This window comes from uncultured Methylibium sp. (assembly GCF_902826655.1).
Lineage (GTDB): Bacteria > Pseudomonadota > Gammaproteobacteria > Burkholderiales > Burkholderiaceae_C > Methylibium.
In genome coordinates, this window is the sequence record NZ_CADEFR010000011.1 from 35,416 (window position 1) to 53,924 (window position 18,509).

Consider the following 18,509-nt stretch of genomic DNA (forward strand, 5'->3'; position numbering starts at 1 on the left):
AGGATTGGAGGACGCGATGGATGTGATCAGCAGTTTCGCCGCCCGCTACGAGCGCAGCCGCGAAGAGGAACTGAGCCTCGAGGACTACCTCGCGATCTGCAAGCGCGACCCGGTCGCCTACTCGACCGCCGCCGAGCGCATGCTCAAGGCGATCGGCGAGCCGGAACTGGTCGACACACGCAACGACCCGCGGCTGTCGCGGCTGTTCGCCAACAAGGTCATCAAGCGCTACCCGGCCTTCGCCGAGTTCTACGGCATGGAGGACTCGATCGAGCAGGTCGTCTCCTACTTCCGCCATGCGGCCCAGGGTCTCGAAGAGAAGAAGCAGATCCTCTATCTGCTGGGCCCGGTCGGTGGCGGCAAGAGCTCGATCGCCGAGCGTCTGAAGCAGCTGATGGAACACGTGCCCTTCTATGCGCTGAAGGGGTCTCCGGTGAACGAATCGCCGCTGGGCCTGTTCAACGCCGACGAGGACGGCCCCATCCTCGAGAAGGAATACGGCATCCCGCGTCGCTACCTGAACCGCATCCTGTCGCCCTGGGCGGTGAAGCGGCTCGACGAGTACGGCGGCGACATCCGCAAGTTCAAGGTGGTGAAGCGCTACCCGAGCGTGCTCAAGCAGGTCGGCGTCGCCAAGACCGAGCCGGGCGACGAGAACAACCAGGACATCAGCTCGCTGGTCGGCAAGGTCGACATCCGCAAGCTCGAGACCTTCGCGCAGGACGACCCGGACGCGTACAGCTACTCCGGCGGCCTGTGCCTGGCCAACCAGGGCCTGCTCGAGTTCGTCGAGATGTTCAAGGCGCCGATCAAGGTGCTGCACCCGCTGCTGACCGCGACGCAGGAGAACAACTACAAGGGCACCGAAGGTTTCGGCGCGATCCCGTTCGACGGCATCGTGCTCGCGCACAGCAACGAGAGCGAGTGGAAGACCTTCCGCAACAACAAGAACAACGAGGCCTTCCTCGACCGCATCTACATCGTCAAGGTGCCGTACTGCCTGCGCATCAACGAGGAGGTCAAGATCTACGAGAAGCTGATCCGCAGCTCCTCGCTCGCCGACGCCAAATGCGCCCCGGGGACGCTCAAGATGATGGCGCAGTTCGCGGTGCTGTCGCGCCTGAAGGAGCCTGAGAACTCGTCGCTGTTCAGCAAGGCGCTGGTCTACGACGGCGAGAGCCTGAAGGACACCGACCCCAAGGCCAAGAGCTACCAGGAGTACCGCGACTACGCCGGTGTCGACGAAGGCATGAGCGGCGTCTCGACGCGCTTCGCGTTCAAGATCCTGTCCAAGGTCTTCAACTTCGACTCGAGCGAGATCGCCGCCAACCCGGTGCACCTGATGTACGTGCTGGAACAGCAGATCGAGCGCGAGCAGTTCCCCGCCGAGACCGAGCAGAAGTACCTGGGTTTCATCAAGGAGCACCTGGGCGCGCGCTACGCCGAGTTCATCGGCAAGGAGATCCAGACCGCGTACCTCGAGAGCTACTCCGAGTACGGGCAGAATATCTTCGACCGCTACGTCACCTACGCCGACTACTGGATCCAGGACCACGAGTACCGCGACACCGACACCGGCGAGGTGTTCGACCGCGCCTCGCTGAACGCCGAGCTCGAGAAGATCGAGAAGCCGGCCGGCATCGCCAACCCGAAGGACTTCCGCAACGAGATCGTCAACTTCGTGCTGCGCGCGCGCGCCGGCAACCAGGGCAAGAACCCGCTGTGGACCAGCTACGAGAAGCTGCGCACGGTGATCGAGAAGAAGATGTTCTCGAACACCGAGGAGCTGCTGCCCGTCATCAGCTTCAACGCCAAGGCCAGCGCCGACGAAGCCAAGAAGCACGAGGACTTCGTCAACCGCATGGTGCAGAAGGGCTACACCGCCAAGCAGGTGCGGCTGCTCTGCGAGTGGTACCTGCGGGTGCGGAAAAGCTCCTGACCGCTGACCGCCGGAGGACGACGAGCACTTCATGGCCCTGCAGCAGATCATCGATCGCCGGCTGGCCGGCAAGAACAAGTCGATCGGCAATCGCGAGCGCTTCCTGCGTCGTCACAAGGCGCAGATCAAGGAAGCCGTGCGCCGCGCGGTCAGCGGCCGCGGCATCCGCGACATCGAGCAGGGCGAGGACATCACGCTGCCCAAGCGCGACGTGTCGGAGCCGCTGTTCGGCCATGGCCAGGGCGGGCGCCGCGAGATGGTCCATCCGGGCAACAAGGAGTACGTCAAGGGCGATCGCGTCAAGCGGCCCGAGGGCGGCGGGGGCGGCAAGGGCGGCGGACAGGCCAGCGACTCCGGCGAGGGCGAGGACGACTTCGTCTTCCACCTCAGCAAGGAAGAGTTCATGCAGGTCTTCTTCGACGACCTGGCCTTGCCCAACCTGGTGAAGACGCAGCTCGCCGAGGTGCCCGACTACAAGAGCCAGCGTGCCGGCTACACCAGTGACGGCACGCAGAACAACCTGCACGTGCTGCGCTCGATGCGCGGCGCGATCGGCCGGCGCATCGCGCTGGGCGCCGACTCGAGGCGCGAGCTGCGCCACCTGGAGTCGCACCTCGCCGGCCTGAAGAAGCACGGCCGCTCTCGACCCGAGAGCGGGTGGGCCGACCTCGACCCGGGCCACGAGCTGCGCGAGCGCGAGATCAAGGCCCTCGAGCTGCAGATCGCCGAGCTGCGCCAGCGCGTCGCCCGCATTCCCTACCTCGACCCGATCGACCTGCGCTACCGCAGCCGCGTCAAGGTGCCGGTACCGACGACGCGGGCGGTGATGTTCTGCCTGATGGACGTGTCCGGCTCGATGGACGAAGGCCGCAAGGACCTGTCCAAGCGCTTCTTCATCCTGCTGTACCTCTTCCTGACGCGCCACTACGAGAAGATCGACGTCGTCTTCATCCGCCATCACACGCAGGCGCAGGAGGTCGACGAGGAAGGCTTTTTCCACTCCACCGAGACCGGCGGCACGGTGGTGTCGAGCGCGCTGGTGCTGATGGAGGAGATCATCCGCGCGCGCTACCCCACCAGCGAGTGGAACATCTACGGCGCGCAGGCCAGCGACGGCGACAACTGGCACCACGACAGCGGACGCTGCCGCGAGATCGTCGCCGAGCAGCTGCTGCCCCTGTGCCGCTACTTCGCCTACGTCCAGGTCGCCGAGCCCGAGCAGAACCTGTGGGAGGAGTACTCGCAGATCGCCACGACGCAGCCGCACTTCGCGATGCGCAAGGTGCTGGAGCCGGCGCAGATCTATCCGGTGTTCCGCGACCTGTTCAAGAAGGAGGGGGCGACATGAGCCGCAAAGCCGGTGCGGGGCCGGAGGCCACGCACGACCTCTTCACCGTCGCCGACCTCGCGGCCACGGCCGCCGCGGCGCCGGTGCGCGCCGCCCGCGACATCCGCCCTCGGCCGCGCGCCGCCCAGCAGTTGCCGAGCACCAGCGACTGGAGCTTCGAGCACATCGACCAGTACCACGAGGTGATCCGCCGCACCGCGGCCAGCTACGGCCTGGACACCTACCCCAACCAGCTCGAGATCATCACCGCCGAGCAGATGATGGACGCCTACGCGTCGGTCGGCATGCCGGTGAACTACCGCCACTGGAGCTACGGCAAGGAGTTCATCGCGACGGAGAAGAACTACCGCCGCGGCTACATGGGCCTGGCCTACGAGATCGTCATCAACTCCAACCCCTGCATCAGCTACCTGATGGAGGAGAACTCGATGGCGATGCAGGCGCTGGTGATCGCGCATGCCGCCTACGGCCACAACAGCTTCTTCAAGGGCAACTACCTGTTCCGCATGTGGACCGATGCGTCGTCGATCATCGACTACCTGGTCTACGCGAAGAACTACGTCGCCGAATGCGAGGAGCGCCGCGGCCTCGACGCCGTCGAGGACCTGCTCGACAGCTGCCATGCGCTGATGAACCACGGTGTCGACCGCTACCGCCGGCCGACCAGGCTGTCGCTGGCGCAGGAGCAGGCGCGCCGCACCGAGCGCGAGGCCTATGCGCAGCAGCAGGTCAACGACATGTGGCGCACGCTGCCACGCGGCAAGGAGCGCGCCGCCGAGGAAGCCGATGCGCGCCGCTTCCCCGACGAGCCGCAGGAGAACCTGCTCTACTTCATCGAGAAGAACGCCCCGCTGCTCGAACCCTGGCAGCGCGAGATCGTGCGCATCGTGCGCAAGGTCGCGCAGTACTTCTACCCGCAGCGCCAGACCCAGGTGATGAACGAGGGCTGGGCGACCTTCTGGCACCACAAGCTGCTCAACACGATGTATGACGACGGCCACCTCGGCGACGGGATGATGGTCGAGTGGCTGAAGTCTCACACCAACGTCGTCTACCAGCCGCCGGTCGGCCATCCGGCCTACAACGGCATCAATCCGTATGCGCTGGGCTTCGCGATGTACAACGATCTCAAGCGCATCTGCGAGGCCCCGACCGACGAGGACCGCAGCTGGTTCCCCGAGATCGCCGGCGGCGACTGGCTGGCGACGATCGACCATGCCATGCGCAACTTCAAGGACGAGAGCTTCATCGGCCAGTACCTGTCGCCGCGCATGATGCGCGAGCTGCGCCTGTTCGCGGTGCTCGACGACGAGCAGGAAGACGAGCTCGAGATCTCGGCCATCCACGACGAGACCGGCTATCGCCGGCTGCGCGAGGCCTTGTCGCGGCAGTACGACCTCGGCCAGCGTGAACCCAACATCCAGGTCTGGAACGTCGACCTGCGCGGCGATCGCTCGCTGCTGCTGCGCCACACCCAGCACAACAACCGGCCGCTGAACGACCAGACGACCGAGGTGCTCAAGCACGTGGCCCGGCTGTGGGGCTTCGACGTGCACCTCGAGAGCGTCGACGGCGCGGGCGAGACCACCAAGCGTTGGACCGTGCCCGCGTCGCGCCAGTGAGCGACGCCCGCACCGGGCAGTGACGGAGAGCGGGCCGCAGAGCCCGTCGGCGTGCATCGAGGCAGCGCTGCCGTGGCGGCGGCGCGGATGTGCAGAGGAGACAGCGATGGCCCAGACCCTGACCGAGGCCGCGACCGCCGCCTTGCCCGGCGCCGCGATGGCGCCTGCCGCGTGGGCGGAGGCCGAGTCGCAGCGGCTGGCGGCGCTGTATCGCTACGGTGTGCTCGACACCGAGCCTGAGCCGGCCTTCGACGCGATCACCGAACTGGCGGCGTGCATCTGCCAGACCGAGGCCGCGCTGCTGTCGCTGGTGGACCAGGACCGGCTGTGGTTCAAGGCCCAGCTCGGCTTCGACCGCGACAGCGTGCCGCGCGCCCATGCGCCCTGCGCGCAGGCCATCGAGCAGGCCGACGACCGGCCGATGCTCGTCGACCCGGCCGGCGATCCGCGCTTTGCCGCGCACCCGGCGCTCGGCGCTGCGGCGGGCTGGCACCTGTACGCGGGCGTGCCGCTCGTCACGCCGCAGGGCTGGGCCGTCGGCACGCTGTGCGTGCTGGATCACGCACCGCGCGCGCTGTCGGCACGCCAGCAGCACGCGCTGCAACTGCTGGCCGATCAGGCGGTGGCGCAGCTGGAACTGCGCCGCGCCCAGGCCTTGCTGGAGCTGCAGGGCAACACCGACGAAGTGACCGGCGCGTGGAACCGCACGGCCTTCGAACGGCGACTGGCCGAGGAGTGGGCACGCTGGAGCCGCCACGGTGGCAGCCTCGCGCTGCTCGCCATCGACGTCGATCGCTTCAAGCACTTCAACGACCTGCACGGCCACGCCGGCGGCGACGGGGCGCTGCAGCAGGTCGCCGGTGCGCTGGAGGGCACGCTGCGCGCGCACGACGTGCTGGCGCATTGCGGGGCCGGCGAGTTCAGCGTGCTGCTGCCGGCCACCGACATCAGCGGTGCGACGGCCGCGGCCGAGCGCATGCGGCAGGCCCTGGGCCACGTGGTCTGGGCCAGCGAGCCCTTGACGGTGAGCATCGGCGTGGCGGTGAGCCTGCGCGAGGGCGACGTCGAGGCGGCCTCGCTGGCCGAGCGCGCGCACCGGGCGCTGACGCGCGCGAAGGCGCAGGGCCGCAACTGCGTGGAGGTGTGCGTCGCCGGCTGACCCTGACGACGCGGGCCGCTGCTAGCCGGGACCCAGGACCCACACCCCCGCCGGCGGCAGATTGCCCCAGATGACCTCGCGCAGCGACCAGCGCAGGCGCGTGTCGGCCGGCAACTCGAAGGGCGCACGCGGCTGGTAGGTGTACTGCACCAGGCGGCGTGCCGGATGCGACTCGAGGAAGCCGATCAGGGCGCGCTGCGTGATGCCGCGCAGCGGCTCGGGCAGGCTGCGAAAGGGCAGCGAGGACACGAGCACCGTGTCGTCCGGCGCATCGTGATCGGCCAGCACCTCGTGCGCAGGCGCGCAGGCCACGTCGACATCGGGGAAGCGGCGTTTGAGGCCGGCCGCGAGATCGGGCTGCAGCTCGACCGCGAGCAGCGGCCGCTCGGGGACGGCATCGCGCAGTGCGGCCGTGACCGCGCCGGTGCCGGCACCGAGCTCGATCAGCGCGTCGGGGTCACCGACCTGCTCGGCCATGGCTCGAGCCAGGCGGCGCGACGACGGGGCCAGGGCCCCGACCAGGCTCGGACGGGTCAATGCGAGGGCGACGAAGGCCGATGTGTTCATGGCGTCGGTGTACTCCAGTCATCGGCGCTGTGGCGCTCGCCTTCGCAAGCAGGTGTTGCGGTGGAAGACCCGCGGTACTTCAGAGCTCGAAGATTTTGCCCGGATTCATGATGTTGCGGGGGTCCAGCGCACGCTTGATCTCGCGCATCAGCGCCACGCCGCCGGCACCGGCCTCGTCGAGCAGGAAGCCCATCTTGTGCAGGCCGATGCCGTGCTCGCCGGTGCAGGTGCCTTCGAGTTGCAAGGCGCGGGCCACCAGCTGCCGGTTCAGGCGCTCGGCGGTTTCCCGCTCGGCAGGCTGGGCCGGGTCGATCAGGTAGCCGACGTGGAAGTTGCCGTCGCCGACATGGCCGACGATGAAGTAGGGCAGGCCGCTCGCATCGACCTCGGCGACGGTCGCATCGATGCATTCGGCCAGGCGCGAGATCGGCACGCAGCAGTCGGTGGTCACCGCGCGGCAGCCCGGTCGCGTCTGCAGGGCCGACAGATAGGCGTGATGGCGTGCAGTCCACAGCCGTGTGCGTGCCTCGGGCGTCGTCGCCCACTCGAAGCCTTCGCCGCCGAACTCGGCCGCGATGTCCTGGACGACCTGGGCCTGCTCCTGCACGCCGGCGGCGCTGCCATGGAACTCCATCAGCAGCATCGGGGCCTCGCGCAGGCCGAGCCGGTCGTGGGCATTGACCGCGCGCACCGCGTGCGCATCGAGCAGCTCGCAGCGCGCGATCGGCACGCCGAGCTGGATCACCTGGATCGTCGTGCGAACCGCCGCATCGACCGACGGGAAGTGGCAGACCGCGGCGCTGATGGCCTCGGGCAGCGGATAGAGCTTGAGCGTGATCTCGGTCATGACGCCGAGCGTGCCCTCGCTGCCGACGAAGAGCCGCGTCAGGTCGTAGCCGGCCGAGGACTTGCGGGCCCGCGTGCCGGTGCGGACCACTTCGCCGCTGGCCGTCACGACCGTCAGGCCGAGGACGTTCTCGCGCATGGTGCCGTAGCGCACCGCGTTCGTCCCGCTGGCGCGCGTGGCCGCCATGCCGCCGATCGAGGCGTCGGCGCCGGGGTCGATCGGAAAGAACAGGCCTTCGTGGCGGATCGCCTCGTTGAGCTGCTTGCGCGTCACGCCGGCCTGCACCGTGACGGTCAGGTCCTCGGCGTTGACGCGCAGCACCTGGTCCATGCGCGACAGGTCGATGCTGACCCCGCCCTGCACCGCCAGCAGGTGCCCCTCGAGCGAGGAGCCGACGCCGAAGGGGATCACCGGCACGCCGTGCTGCTGCGCCAGCGCCACCGTGAATGCGACCTCGTCGGTGCTGGCGGCGAACACCACGATGTCGGGCGGCGGCACGTCGAACGGCGACTCGTCGCGGCCATGCTGCTCGCGCACCGCGCGGGCCGTGGAGCAGCGATCGCCGAAACGCGCCTTCAGCGCGTCGATCAGTGCCGGCGGCACCGGGCGCGGATCGAGTCGAGGCATCAGGTCGGCGGGGGCATTCATGGCATCTCCTGGCGACGGCTCGCGACGCGCGACCGATTCTAGGAACATGTGGCGGACCTCACGATAGCGCGCCGCCGGCACCCGGGCGGGTCGCGCGGGCTGCAAGGCTCAGGCAGGTCACGACGACTCAGGGTCATCGGGTCATGTGGCCCGCCGGACCTGGAGAGCCCATGTGGATTCCGCTGCAGCGATTCATTCAAGTCATCGTCGCGAGCTTGCTGCTGGGCGCGGCGACGCTGGCGACGGCGCAGACGACGCCCACGGCCCGCATCGATGGCCGGGGTCTCGACGGCAAGCCCTTCGATCTGGTCACCCAGCGTGGCAAGGTGGTCATGGTCGTGTTCTGGTCCACGGCCTGCGCCGTGTGCCGGGACACGCTGCCTGAGCTGCGCGCCAACTACGCCGGCTGGCGCGGCAAGCCTTTCGAGCTGGTGCTCGTCGCGACCGATCCGCTGCGGCAGGACGTGGTGGACTACGAGAAGCTGCTGGAGCGCATCGTGCCGACGACGTCCCGATTCCCGAGCCTGTGGCGCGCCGAACCCGGTCACCGCGATGGCTTCGGCGCGGTCGGGCAACTGCCGGCCACCTTCGTGCTCGACCGCGAGGGCCGCGTTGTCGAGCGCTTCAACGGCCGCATTCCGACCGAGGCCTGGGACCGCGTGGCCGAACTGTTGCCCTAGGCGGCGGCCGGCGTGCGGCTTCAGGGACGGGCTGCCAGCGGAACCACCGCCGACCGGGCCCGGGTCGGCGCCGCCGCGGCGTCGGCCTCGCTGCGCTGGGTGAGCTTGCGGCGCAGGTAGCGCATGGCCGTGACGCGCAGGAAGGAGGCGAAGTTCGGCACCTCGCCGCGGTGCGCCAGGATCTCGTCGTGGAAGGTGGCGATGAGGCTGTTGGTGGTGCAGCTCTCCTCGAGAGCCATCTCGGCCAGCGTGTCCCAGACCATGTTCTCGAGCCGGATGCTGGTCAGCACGCCATGGATGCGGATCGTGCGCGAGCGCGATTCGTAGAGGATGGGGTCGGCCTTGACGAAGAATTCGCACATGCGGGTCTCCTGGCGGGCGGGCTGCCGCGGCGGATCAGATCGTTCGTGCCGTCATCTGCCTGGCGATGTAGTCGGCCTGACGGATCGCGAGGGTCACGATGGTCAGCGTGGGGTTCTCCGCGCCGCCGGTCGTGAACTGGCTGCCGTCCGAGATGAAGAGGTTGCCGATGTCGTGCGTCTGGCCGTAGGCGTTGCAGACGCTGTCCTTCGCGCTGGCGCCCATGCGGCAGGTGCCGAGGTTGTGCGTCGACGGATACGGCGGCGTACGGAAGGTCTTGACCGCGCCGGCCGCCTGGTAGATGCGCTCGCCCTGCTGGAAGGCGTGGTTGCGCATCGCGACGTCGTTGTCGTGGTCGTCGAAGTGGACGTTGGGCGCCGCGTTGCCGTACTTGTCTTTCACGTTCGGGTTCAGCGTCACACGATTGGTCTCGCGCGGCATGTCTTCGCCGACCAGCCACATGCCGGCCAGGTTCTCGTAGCGCTCCATCCACCACGTGAAGTCCGCGCCCCAGCCGCCCGGGTTGAGGAAGGCCGCCATGAAGGGCACGCCGAGAGCCAGCGTCTCCATCTCGTAGCCGCCGGCGAAGCCGCGCTGCGTGTCGTGGCCGGCCTCGTCGCGCACGATGCCTGCCATCGTCGTGCCGCGGTACATGTGCACCGGCTGCTTGAAAGCCGCGTAGACCGAGCCCGTCATGTGGCGCATGTAGTTGCGACCGACCTGGCCGGAACTGTTCGCCAGCCCGTCCTTGAACTTGTTCGAGGCCGACAGCAACAGCAGCCGCGGCGTCTCGATCGAGTTGCCGGCGACGCAGACGATGCGGGCTTTCTGGCGCTGCTCCTTGCCGGCCTTGTCGAAGTAGACGACGCCGGTGACCTTGCCGCTGTCGTCGTGCTCGATGCGTGACACGTGCGACTCCGGCCGCAGGTCGAGCTGACCGGTCGCCTCGGCCTTGGGCAGCTCGGTGTAGAGCGTGGACCACTTCGCGCCGCTCTTGCAGCCCTGGAAGCAGAAGCCCAGCTGCATGCAACGGCCGCGGCCGTCGCGCGGCTGGCTGTTGATGGCCATGTTGCCGGTGTGCACGTCCTTGTAGCCGAGCTTCTTCGCGCCGGCGTGGAAGACCTTGAAGTTGTTGTTGCCGGGCAGGCCGGGGATGCCGTGCGTGCGCGTGACGCCCATCTTGTCTTCGGCCTTGGCGTACCAGGGCTCCAGCTCCTTCAGCGTCAGCGGCCAGTCCATCAGGTTCGCGCCCGGGATGCCGCCATAGACGGTCTTGACGCGGAACTCGTGCTCCTGCAGGCGCAGCGAGGCGCCGGCCCAGTGCGTGGTCGTGCCGCCGACGGTCTTGCAGATCCACGCCGGCAGGCCGGCGAAGTCCTTGGCCACGCGCCATGAGCCGGAGGTCGTTCGCGGGTCGAGCCAGGCCAGCTGGCCGAAGGACTTCCATTCGTCGTTGATGAAGCTGGCCGGCGACTGCACGGCACCGGCCTCCAGCACCACGACCTTGATGCCCTTCTGGCACAGCTCGTTGGCCAGCGTGCCGCCGCCGGCGCCGGAGCCGATGATGACGACGACCGAGTCGTCGGTTTGCTCGAACTTGGCCATGTCCTGTCTCCGTGTCGTTCTGGGGCGCTCGCGGGCTCAGCCGAAGTAGGGCTTCGGACTGGCGGCTTCGGGCGGCGCCGGCAGCCACTTCAGGTCCTGGAAGCCGCGCGTGATGTAGCCGCCCTTCTCCCAGGCCGACCCGGGATAGCCCAGCGCGGTGAACGCCATGTCGTTGTCGTACAGCGAGGTCACGCACTGGCCACGCACCTTGCCGAAGAAGGGGCTGCCCTCGATGGCCTTGACCGCAGCCAGTCGCTTGGCCTCGTTGGCCCTGGCGAATCCACCGCTGGCCCGGTTCAGGCCGGCGATGCCCTCGCGCAGCAACGTGGCCGTCGCCGGGTCGGACGAGGCCGCGCCGTCCAGGTCCTTGGCGAGGAGCGCATAGACCGCATCGGGCAGCTTGCGGTGTGGGTACAGGGTGCGGCCCAGCTTCATCAGTGCCTCGCCCTCGGCCTTGCTCAGCGTCTTGAGCTCGACGGCCCAGACCGTCGAAGGCGCCAGCGCTGCGAGCGGGCTGCCGACGGCCAGGCTGCCGATCAGCACGCCCGAGCCCTTGAGGAACTCGCGCCGGGCCAGCGGCAGGGGGAGCTTGGGAGCGGATGCCGGTGCGTCGTCGCAGCTCGCGAACGCCACGGCATCCCCGAGGATGGGGACGATCTTCATGCCTTGTCTCCTGTGTTCTTCGTGGCCCATGTCGATGCCGGGCCTGCGAATCAGTATTGCACCAGCCTTCGCGGGGCGGGTGATAGTTGGCTACCTACCAGGGTCGCCCGTTCGTCCGCAGGCCGCTGCTACGATGACCGCATGGCCAATCGACTGACGCAGATCGCCACCCGCACCGGCGACGACGGCACCACCGGGTTGGGCGACGGCAGTCGCGTCCCCAAGGACCACCTGCGCGTGCAGGCCATGGGCGACGTCGACGAGCTGAACTCGACGCTCGGCCTGCTGCTCTGCGAGCCGCTGCCGGATGCGGTGCGGGCCTTGCTGGTGACGATCCAGCACGAGCTCTTCAACCTGGGCGGAGAACTGTCGATCCCGGGCTATGCGCTGCTGAAGGACGAGGCCGTGGCGGCGCTCGATGCCGCGCTGGCCGAGCACAACGCGCAACTGCCGCGGCTGCAGGAATTCATCCTGCCGGCCGGCACCCGCAGCGCGGCGATCGCGCACGTCGGGCGGACCGTCGCGCGTCGTGCCGAGCGTGCCGTGGTGGCCCTGGCCAACGCGGAAAGTGGCGCGGTGCGCGAGGCGGCGCGCCAGTATCTGAATCGCCTGAGCGACCTGCTGTTCGTGCTGGCGCGGGTGTTGAACCGCGCCAATCTCGACGGCCTGGGCGGCGACGACGTCTATTGGCGCAGCCCGAAGCTGGAAGCTTCGGGCTGACGCCGCGCTGCCCTACTTGGCCGGCGCCTGGTAGCCGAGCGCGAACTCGGTGCTGCTGAGCATGCCGTCCTTGTCGGTGTCCAGCGCCTCGAAGCGCGCGGCGATGGCCGGCAGGGCGACGGCCTCCGAGGGGCTCAGCTTGCCGTCGCTGTTGGCATCGGCGCGCTTGAAGGCGGCCTGGGCCGTGGCGTCGGCCGGCTTGGCCGCCGGCATCGTGGTCTGAGCCTGGGCCACCGCGGCGCCGGCCACCGAGAAGGCGGCCACCGTCACGCCGAGGATGCGTCGGGCCTGGGCTTGCATGGTGCGAGTGCGAGTCATCGTCTGTCCTTTCGGATCGATTGCGGGAACCCTCATTGCAGCCGCCAATGCCCCCTGAGGCCAGCACTCTTGCCGGGCCTTGCCTGCGTTACCCGAAGACCTGTCTTGCTTACTTGCGATAGCACACGCTCACTTTGTTGCTGAACGTCAAGCTCAGCCGCGACGCGCCCGGACCGCTGCGGCCAGGATGTCCAGCACCTCCAGCGAATCGTCCCAGCCGATGCACGCGTCGGTGATGCTCTGGCCGTAGGCCAGCTGGGTCGGGTCGTCCCTGCCGGCGCTGAACTTCTGGGCACCGGCCTGCAGATGGCTCTCGACCATCACCCCGAAGACCTGACGGCTGCCGCCGGCAGTCTGCCCGGCGATGTCACGCGCCACGTCGAGCTGCTTCTGGTGCTGCTTGCTGCTGTTGGCATGCGAGCAGTCGACCATCAGCGTCGCGGGCAGGCCGGCCTTGGCCAGTTCGGCGCAGGCCGCGCCGACGCTGGCTGCGTCGTAGTTCGGCGCCTTGCCACCGCGCAGGATGACGTGGCAGTCCTTGTTGCCGCGGGTCTCGACGATCGCGACCTGGCCGTTCTTGTGCACCGACAGGAAGTGGTGCGGGCGGCTCGCCGACTGGATCGCGTCGACGGCGATCCGCAGGTTGCCGTCGGTGCCGTTCTTGAAGCCGATCGGCGCGCTGATGCCCGAGGCCAGCTCGCGATGCACCTGGCTCTCGGTGGTGCGGGCGCCGATCGCGCCCCAGGAGATCAGGTCGCCGATGTACTGCGGCGAGATCACGTCGAGGAACTCGCTGCCCGCCGGCAGGCCCAGCCGGCCGATCTCGAGCAGCAGCTGGCGCGCGATGCGCAGGCCCTCGTCGATGCGGAAGCTCTCGTCGAGGTAGGGGTCGTTGATCAGTCCCTTCCAGCCGACCGTCGTGCGCGGCTTCTCGAAGTAGACGCGCATCACCACCTCGAGCTCGCCTGCGTGCTTCTCGCGCTGGACCCTGAGCTTGCGGGCGTACTCGATCGCGGCCGCCGGGTCGTGGATCGAGCACGGTCCCATGATGACCAGCAGGCGGTCGTCCTGGCCGTTCATGATGTCGCGGATGCGGCGCCGGGTGCTGACCACCAGCTCCTCGACCGCCGTACCGCGCACCGGGAAGAAGCGGATCAGGTGTTCGGGCGGCGGCAGCGGCATCACGTCCTCGATGCGCTCGTCGTCGGTCTGGCTGGTCTTGTCGGCGGGCGGTGCCCATCCCTCGGGGACATTGGCGGACAGGGCATTCATCGGGGCTTCTCCAGTGGCGGATCGGGGTTCGTGAGGGCGTGCGGACGAAAAAAAACCGCCGGGGGAGGCCCGGCGGTTTGGGGATTCGGCTGCGCTGCGTCTTAAGCGCTGGCCTCTCCTCCGCCGGGGCGGTGCGAGAACCAGAAGTACGCAAAAAAGTAGGCGTTCGAGCGCATACGCTGGAATGTAGCACGGGGTCGGCGCCACGGCCGCGCGCTGTTGCGCCCGCGCCGCGCGGTCTTCGGTCAGTAGGCCGCGGCCTCGAAGCCCTGGGCCTGCAGTGCCGCAATCACGGCACCGATGTGCTCGTGGTTGCGCGTCTGCAGCACCAGCTCGACCTCGACGTTGAGTGCCGCCAGCATCGTGAAGGCGCGCTGGTGATGTACCTCCTCGATGTTGGCGCCAGCCTCGGCCACCACCGCGGTGATGCGCGCCAGCGCGCCCGGCGTATCGCGCGCGCCGACGCGGATCCGCGCCAGGCGGCCGGCGCGCACCATGCCGCGCTCGATGATCGCGGCCAGCAGCAGCGGGTCGATGTTGCCGCCGCACAGCACCAGGCCGACCTTGCGGCCCGCGAAGCGCCGGGGATCCTTCAGCAGCGCGGCGAGGCCGGCGGCGCCGGCGCCTTCGACGAGCGTCTTCTCGATCTCGAGCAGCATCACGATCGCCTGCTCGATGTCGCCCTCGTCGACCAGCACCATGTCGTCGACCAGGGCCTTGATCAGCTCGCGCGTGAGGCGCCCCGGCTCGCCGACCGCGATGCCTTCGGCGATGGTGCTCGACCCTTGCGGATGGGTCGTGCCCTTGATCGCGTTGACCATCGCCGGGAAGCGCGAGGTCTGCACGCCGACGATCTGCAGCGAGGGTTTCAGGGCCCGCGCGACCGTGGCGATGCCGGAGATCATGCCGCCGCCGCCGACGGCGATCACCAGCGTGTCGAGGTCGGGCTGCTGGCGCAGCATCTCGAGCGCGATCGTGCCCTGGCCCGCGATCACCAGCGGGTCGTCGAAGGGGTGGACGAAGGCCAGGCCTTCGGCCTCGGCGACGCGCATGGCCTCGGCGCGCGCCTCGTCGAAGCTCTCGCCGTGCAGCAGCACCTCGGCGCCGAAGCCGCGGGTGCGCGCGACCTTCACCGTCGGCGTGTGCAGCGGCATCACGATCACCGCGCGCAGGCCCAGCCGTTGCGCGTGGTGGGCCACGCCCTGGGCGTGGTTGCCTGCCGAGGCCGCGATCACGCCTTTGAGGGAGGCGCCGTCCCGGGCCAGCGTCAGCAGCTTGTTCAGCGCGCCGCGCTCCTTGAAGGAGGCGGTGAACTGCAGGTTCTCGAATTTCAGGAAGACCTGGGCGCCGGTGATCTGCGACAGCGTCTTCGACTCGACGCAGGGCGTCTCCAGCACCTGGCCGCTCAGGCGCCCGGCAGCGGCTTCGACATCGGCCAGCGTGACCGGTGCCGCAACGCTCAAGCCGTGCCTCCGACGGTCAGACCGTCGATGCGCAGAGTGGGTTGACCGACGCCGACCGGCACGCTCTGGCCTTCCTTGCCGCAGGTGCCGACGCCGGTGTCGAGCTTCATGTCGTTGCCGACCATCTTGACGCGCGTCAGTGCATCCGGACCGTTGCCGATGATGGTCGCACCCTTGACCGGGTACTGGATGCGGCCGTTCTCGACCCAGAAGGCTTCGCTGGCGGAGAAGACGAACTTGCCGCTGGTGATGTCGACCTGGCCGCCGCCGAAGTTGGTGGCGTACAGGCCCTTCTTCATCGACGCGACGATCTCGTCGCTGGTCTTGTCGCCGCCCAGCATGTAGGTGTTGGTCATGCGCGGCATCGGCACGTGCGCATAGCTCTCGCGGCGACCGTTGCCGGTGGGGGCGACCTTCATCAGGCGCGCGTTCATCGAGTCCTGGATGTAGCCCCGCAGGATGCCATCCTCGATCAGCACGTTGCGCTGCGTCGCGTTGCCCTCGTCGTCGACATTGAGCGAGCCGCGGCGGTCGGGGAGGGTGCCGTCGTCGAGCACGGTCACCCCCTTGGCCGCAACGCGCTGGCCGATCTTGCCGCTGAAGGCCGACGAGCCCTTGCGGTTGAAGTCGCCTTCCAGGCCGTGGCCGATGGCCTCGTGCAGCAGGATGCCGGGCCAGCCCGGGCCCAGCACCACGGTCATCTCGCCGGCCTTGGCGGGCCGGCTCTCGAGGTTGGTCAGCGCGGCGTTGACGGCCTGGTCGACATAGCCCGCGATCATGTCGTCGTGGAAGTAGCCGAGGCCGAAGCGCCCGCCGCCGCCGCTGGAGCCCATCTCGCGGCGACCGTTCTGCTCGGCGATCACCGTCACCGACAGGCGCACCAGCGGGCGCACGTCGGCGGCGATCGTGCCGTCGGCGCGCGCCACCAGCACCACGTCGTACTCGCTCGCCACGCCGGCCATCACCTGGGCGATGCGCGGGTCCTTGGCGCGCGCCATCTTCTCGACCTTCTCGAGCAGCGCCACCTTCTGCGTGCTGTCGAGCGTGGCGATCGGGTCCATCGGCGCGTAGAGCACGCGGCTGCCCGCCAGCTTGGCGGCGCCGCCGACCTTGACCTTGCGGCTCGCGCCCGAAGCCGCGATCGTCCGCACCGTGCGCGCGGCGTCCAGCAGCGCGGCCTCGGAGATGTCGTCGCTGTAGGCGAAGGCGGTCTTCTCGCCGACCACCGCGCGCACGCCCACGCCCTGGTCGATGCCGAAGCTGCCGCTCTTGACGATGCCTTCCTCCAGGCTCCAGCCTTCGCTGCGCGTGTACTGGAAATAGAGGTCGGCGTCGTCGATGCGGTGCTCGCCGATCGTGCGCAGCGCGCCGGCCAGCTTGCCTTCGTCGAGACCGTAGGGCTCGAGCAGCAGCGTTCTGGCGACCGCCAGACGCTCGACGGTGGGTTCGCGAGAGATCATGGGTCGATTCTAGGCAGCTGCCCACCACCCTGCGCTTGAAGTTTCTTTACCGCCGCGATACCGATCGCGGTCCGCGGCGGCCCGCCCCGGGCGCGTTGTGCAGACGTGGGGTCGTCCCACCGAACGCAGCGAAAGGAAACCGCATGCACACCGCCCGCACCCTGGCCGCCCTTGCCCTGCTCACGCTGGCTGGTACCGGCATCGCCCAAGCCACCCCGTACCGCGCTGCCGCGCCGGACCGCCACGAGTGGCAGCAGGACCAGCGCATCCGTCAGGGCCTCGCCAGCGGCGCGCTGACGCGGCACGAAGCGCGCGTGCTGAATCAGCGCCAGGACCGCATCGACGCGCTGGAGCGGCGATTCCGCGCCGACGGTCGCTACACCCCGCAGGAGCGCCGCCAGGTCGCCCAGCTGGAGCGCGATCTCGACCGCGACATCACGCGCGAACTGCGCGATCGCCAGACCGCCTGGCATCGCTGAAGCGCCGCTCAGCGCGCGCCGTCCTCGGCCTCGTCGTCGGTTCCACCGTCGGCCTTCAGGGCGAGCGCGCGCTGGTAGAGCGCATTGCGCGGCGCGCCGCTCGCCTCGGCCGCCAGCGCGACGGCCTGCTTCAGCGGCAGCGCCGCCAGCAGGACGCGCAGCAGTCGCTCGGCGGCATCGACGGGCCGGTCGGCTGCCGGCGCCGTCGTCGCGTGCAACACCACGACGAACTCGCCGCGCGAACGGTTCGGATCGGCCGCCAGCCAGCCCGGCAGCGCCGATGCCGGCAGGCGGTCGATGGCCTCGAACTGCTTGGTGAGCTCGCGACACAGCGTCACCGTGCGCAGCGGCATGGCCTCGGCCAGCGCGGCGGCTAGCGCCTCGATGCGATGCGGTGATTCCAGCAGCAGCAGCGTCTGCGACTCGGCGGCCAGGGCATTCAGCTGGCCGGCCCGCTCGGTGGCTTTGGGCGACAGGAAGCCGACGAAGCGAAAACCCGGCGACTGCGCATCGCCGGCCGCGCTGAGCGCGGCGGTCACGCTGCTGGCGCCCGGCAGCGGCAGCACACGATGGCCGGCGGCCTGCACCGCGGCCACCAGGCGGGCGCCGGGATCGCTGACGGCCGGCGTGCCGGCATCGCTGGCGTAGGCGATGCGCTCGCCGCGCGCCAGCCGGTCGACCACGGCCTGCGAAGCCTCGACCTCGTTGTGCTCGTGCAGCGCGACCAGGGGCTTGTCGATGCCGAAGTGGCGCAGCAGCGCGCCCGTGACGCGCGTGTCCTCGCAGGCCACAGCGTCGACCAGTCCCAGCACATGCAGCGCCCGCAGGCTCAGGTCGGCCAGGTTGCCGATCGGCGTGGCGACGACGTAGAGCGCGCCTTTGGGATACTGCTGCGCGCCGGCCGCACTGGCGGCGGCCTGCCGGATCAAAGAGGCATCGATGCTCACGACCAAGGCTCGAGGCGACGAGGGGGAAGACCGTGCGCTGGCTCACCTGCAGCGCGCCGGCCTGAAGCTGGTGGAGCGCAATTATCGAGTCGCCGCCGGCCCGCGGGCCCGCGGCGGCGAGATCGACCTGGTGCTGCGCGAGCGCGACGGCACCCTGGTCTTCGTCGAGGTCCGCCGGCGCGGCGACACCCGCCACGGCGGCGCGGCCTTCAGCGTGTCCGCGGCCAAGCGGCAGCGCCTGGTCTACGCGGCCCGCCACTACCTGACGCGCTACGCATCGCCGCCGCCCTGCCGTTTCGACGTGGTCGCGATCGACGGCGAACGGCTCGAGTGGCTGCGGGCCGCCTTCGACGCCGGCTGACAGCTCGATACAGCTGTACGGAACCGCTGGTCGCGAAGCGGTGTCATATCA

The 18,509-nt window shown here is 69.2% G+C and carries 18 protein-coding genes; 8 read left to right on the forward strand and 10 right to left on the reverse strand.

Annotation, left to right across the window (positions count from 1 at the left end):
* Positions 1-16 precede the first annotated feature (16 nt).
* From QZV97_RS07115 to QZV97_RS07130, 4 genes are all read left to right on the forward strand, one after another.
* Positions 17-1,939 (forward strand): PrkA family serine protein kinase, encoded by a 1,923-nt coding sequence (locus QZV97_RS07115; RefSeq protein WP_295640588.1) that lies wholly within the window; start codon positions 17-19, stop codon positions 1,937-1,939.
* 31 nt (positions 1,940-1,970) lie between these two features.
* Entirely contained in the window at positions 1,971-3,287 is a 1,317-nt protein-coding gene (locus QZV97_RS07120) for a YeaH/YhbH family protein (protein WP_295640590.1), read from the forward strand.
* Entirely contained in the window at positions 3,284-4,909 is a 1,626-nt protein-coding gene (locus tag QZV97_RS07125) for a SpoVR family protein (RefSeq protein WP_295640592.1), read from the forward strand. Before QZV97_RS07120 ends, QZV97_RS07125 begins: the two co-directional genes overlap by 4 nt.
* A 106-nt stretch (positions 4,910-5,015) precedes the next feature.
* Positions 5,016-6,068, forward strand: a complete 1,053-nt coding sequence (locus QZV97_RS07130) for a sensor domain-containing diguanylate cyclase (protein WP_295640594.1) — start codon at positions 5,016-5,018, stop codon at positions 6,066-6,068.
* A gap of 21 nt (positions 6,069-6,089) precedes the next feature.
* On the opposite strand, the gene QZV97_RS07135 is transcribed toward QZV97_RS07130, so the two are convergent.
* Positions 6,090-6,635: a hypothetical protein gene (locus QZV97_RS07135; protein WP_295640596.1), complete on the reverse strand. Its 546-nt coding sequence runs from the start codon at positions 6,633-6,635 to the stop codon at positions 6,090-6,092.
* A 79-nt stretch (positions 6,636-6,714) separates the two neighbouring features.
* Entirely contained in the window at positions 6,715-8,130 is a 1,416-nt protein-coding gene (locus QZV97_RS07140; RefSeq protein ID WP_295640598.1) for an FAD-linked oxidase C-terminal domain-containing protein, read from the reverse strand.
* Between the two features lie 170 nt (positions 8,131-8,300).
* Here QZV97_RS07140 and QZV97_RS07145 point away from each other — a divergent pair, with 170 nt between their 5' ends.
* Positions 8,301-8,810, forward strand: a complete 510-nt coding sequence (locus QZV97_RS07145) for a TlpA disulfide reductase family protein (protein ID WP_295640600.1) — start codon at positions 8,301-8,303, stop codon at positions 8,808-8,810.
* A 20-nt stretch (positions 8,811-8,830) separates the two neighbouring features.
* Here QZV97_RS07145 and QZV97_RS07150 read toward each other — a convergent pair whose 3' ends face one another.
* From QZV97_RS07150 to QZV97_RS07160, 3 genes are read right to left on the reverse strand one after another with little or no spacing between them, the layout of a single operon-like run.
* Positions 8,831-9,172, reverse strand: coding sequence for a ribbon-helix-helix domain-containing protein (locus QZV97_RS07150; protein ID WP_295640602.1), 342 nt, complete (start codon positions 9,170-9,172; stop codon positions 8,831-8,833).
* Positions 9,173-9,206: 34 nt separating this feature from the next.
* Entirely contained in the window at positions 9,207-10,775 is a 1,569-nt protein-coding gene (locus QZV97_RS07155; RefSeq protein ID WP_295640604.1) for a GMC family oxidoreductase, read from the reverse strand.
* A 36-nt stretch (positions 10,776-10,811) separates the two neighbouring features.
* On the reverse strand, positions 10,812-11,438 hold the full coding sequence (locus QZV97_RS07160) for a twin-arginine translocation signal domain-containing protein (protein ID WP_295640606.1): 627 nt from the start codon (positions 11,436-11,438) through the stop codon (positions 10,812-10,814).
* Between the two features lie 141 nt (positions 11,439-11,579).
* Here QZV97_RS07160 and QZV97_RS07165 point away from each other — a divergent pair, with 141 nt between their 5' ends.
* Positions 11,580-12,158 (forward strand): cob(I)yrinic acid a,c-diamide adenosyltransferase, encoded by a 579-nt coding sequence (locus QZV97_RS07165; protein ID WP_295640608.1) that lies wholly within the window; start codon positions 11,580-11,582, stop codon positions 12,156-12,158.
* A 12-nt stretch (positions 12,159-12,170) separates the two neighbouring features.
* Here QZV97_RS07165 and QZV97_RS07170 read toward each other — a convergent pair whose 3' ends face one another.
* The 4 genes from QZV97_RS07170 to tldD form a co-directional block, all read right to left on the reverse strand.
* Positions 12,171-12,476 (reverse strand): hypothetical protein, encoded by a 306-nt coding sequence (locus QZV97_RS07170; RefSeq protein WP_295640610.1) that lies wholly within the window; start codon positions 12,474-12,476, stop codon positions 12,171-12,173.
* 153 nt (positions 12,477-12,629) lie between these two features.
* Entirely contained in the window at positions 12,630-13,748 is a 1,119-nt protein-coding gene (locus QZV97_RS07175; RefSeq protein WP_295640612.1) for a 3-deoxy-7-phosphoheptulonate synthase, read from the reverse strand.
* Positions 13,749-13,993: 245 nt separating this feature from the next.
* Entirely contained in the window at positions 13,994-15,211 is a 1,218-nt protein-coding gene (locus tag QZV97_RS07180) for a threonine ammonia-lyase (protein WP_295640614.1), read from the reverse strand.
* Positions 15,208-16,671, reverse strand: coding sequence for a metalloprotease TldD (tldD, locus tag QZV97_RS07185; RefSeq protein ID WP_295640616.1), 1,464 nt, complete (start codon positions 16,669-16,671; stop codon positions 15,208-15,210). The genes QZV97_RS07180 and tldD overlap by 4 nt, the downstream gene beginning before the upstream one ends.
* 143 nt (positions 16,672-16,814) lie before the next feature.
* Between tldD and QZV97_RS07190 the strand changes: the two genes are divergently transcribed.
* Positions 16,815-17,150 carry a hypothetical protein gene (locus QZV97_RS07190; protein ID WP_295640618.1) on the forward strand — a complete coding sequence of 112 codons (336 nt, stop codon included), beginning with the start codon at positions 16,815-16,817 and terminating at the stop codon, positions 17,148-17,150.
* A gap of 8 nt (positions 17,151-17,158) precedes the next feature.
* On the opposite strand, the gene rsmI is transcribed toward QZV97_RS07190, so the two are convergent.
* Complete coding sequence (gene rsmI / locus QZV97_RS07195; protein ID WP_295640621.1) at positions 17,159-18,097, reverse strand: 16S rRNA (cytidine(1402)-2'-O)-methyltransferase; 939 nt, start codon at positions 18,095-18,097, stop codon at positions 17,159-17,161.
* On the opposite strand from rsmI, the gene QZV97_RS07200 reads away from it, so the two are divergent.
* Positions 18,090-18,458, forward strand: coding sequence for a YraN family protein (locus tag QZV97_RS07200; RefSeq protein WP_295640623.1), 369 nt, complete (start codon positions 18,090-18,092; stop codon positions 18,456-18,458). The genes rsmI and QZV97_RS07200 overlap by 8 nt on opposite strands.
* Positions 18,459-18,509 lie beyond the last annotated feature (51 nt).